This is a genomic window from [Chlorobium] sp. 445, assembly GCA_002763895.1.
GTDB lineage: Bacteria > Bacteroidota > Chlorobiia > Chlorobiales > Thermochlorobacteraceae > Thermochlorobacter.
Genome location: NSLH01000073.1, coordinates 1 through 1,311, shown reverse-complemented (window position 1 = coordinate 1,311; position 1,311 = coordinate 1). Strand labels below are relative to the sequence as shown.

Sequence of the window (1,311 nt, the reverse complement as noted above, 5' to 3'; positions counted from 1 at the left end):
GTGCATAGACGAGTCCCTGCGCGAGCTGTACCGCGAAGGCTACATGCACAATCACGCCCGCATGTGGGTTGCCGCCTACCTGCAACATTGGCGCGGCGAAGATTGGCGCGACGGGGCTGCGCTCTTCTACCAACACCTGTTGGATGGCGATCCAGCCTCGAATAGCCTTTCGTGGCAGTGGGTCGGAAGCACCTTCAGCCACAAGCCCTACTACTTCAATCGCCAGAATGTGGAGAAGTTTAGCGGCGGTGCCTACTGCCGTGCGTGCCCGCTCGCCACGGGCGGCTGCCCCTTCGATGCCTCATATGATGAGCTAGCGCACACGCTCTTCGGCGTATCGCAGGATGAGCTGAACGGCGAACGCGGGCGACAGCCACGTGATCGGCGACGCTGACGCAGGCGGTGGGGGATGGAGGACTGCGTCCAAGCACTACCTGTGCGTTATGTTTTGTGGACTGATGAAGCCTGTGATATGCTACAATATATGGGTAAATGTAGGTGGGAGTACGTACTATGCAAGAACTTGACGTATCTAGCCAAACGAAGCGAGAACTTGAACTGTCACCACAAAAGATATTCTATGCGGTGAAAAGCAGATACCCACACCTATCCGCCGAGGACACCGCAACGATTGTCAACGTGCTGCTTGATCAGATCGCTCAGCACATCACCGCCAATGATACCTTCGCTTTTCTCCGCTATCTTGAGGACGGCAGGGCCGAAGTCATTACATATGGGCTTGAGCAGCTACCACACAATACGGAGCAGCACGCAAATGGCTGACCGTGAGCCAATCCGTGCCAAGATCACAAAGCAGCGCGAAGAGTCCATTGCAATTGTAGGTGATGCTAATCTGAACCGGACGATCCTTGAGATCACCCCAATTATCTCGGCAATCCAACCAGAAATTAAGATGGTAGATGCAAATCTTGCATTTCGTTTCGCTGATCTTCAAAGTGAAGCCAATACCCACACTAGCCTTGCAACATTTTTCGGCGGGATCGGTGCCTCATCTTTACTCAGTGCGATTGTCACTCTATTCACTGAACCCATAAACCCTGTTCTTCTCACAGTGCATATCACCCTCACAGCTATGGCGTTATTGGTAACGGGGATTTTTGCATATCTAGCGGATCGGGCGGGGAAGCGCGTTAACGAAATCAAACAGCAACTTCAACCAGATTCCACATCGCGTTAATTACAGTTGCGATGATGTGGCTTAGCTGGTACTCCACCTCACCACCTCTATTACGCCGCCCCCACAGACCCTTCGCGCTCTTCGCGCTGTGCCTTCCCGCCCTGCCACCTGCC

General features: G+C 53.7%; 3 protein-coding genes. All 3 read left to right on the top strand.

All coding sequences use genetic code 11. From position 1 onward, the window contains the following. Positions 1-4: 4 nt before the first annotated feature. A complete protein-coding gene (locus tag CMR00_12800) occupies positions 5-394 on the top strand; it encodes a hypothetical protein (protein PIO46990.1) in 390 nt (129 codons plus the stop codon). Between the two features lie 119 nt (positions 395-513). Then, positions 514-783, top strand: a complete 270-nt coding sequence (locus tag CMR00_12795; GenBank protein ID PIO46989.1) for a hypothetical protein — start codon at positions 514-516, stop codon at positions 781-783. Next, the gene (locus CMR00_12790; protein PIO46988.1) at positions 776-1,198 is read left to right on the top strand and encodes a hypothetical protein; all 423 of its coding nucleotides are present in this window, start codon (positions 776-778) and stop codon (positions 1,196-1,198) included. The genes CMR00_12795 and CMR00_12790 overlap by 8 nt, the downstream gene beginning before the upstream one ends. Positions 1,199-1,311: the final 113 nt, after the last annotated feature.

Coding starts and splice junctions, on each gene's coding strand:
- CMR00_12795 (PIO46989.1), top strand. CDS start 514: ATGCAAGAACTTGACGTATCTAGCCAAACGAAGCGAGAACTTGAACTG.
- CMR00_12790 (PIO46988.1), top strand. CDS start 776: ATGGCTGACCGTGAGCCAATCCGTGCCAAGATCACAAAGCAGCGCGAA.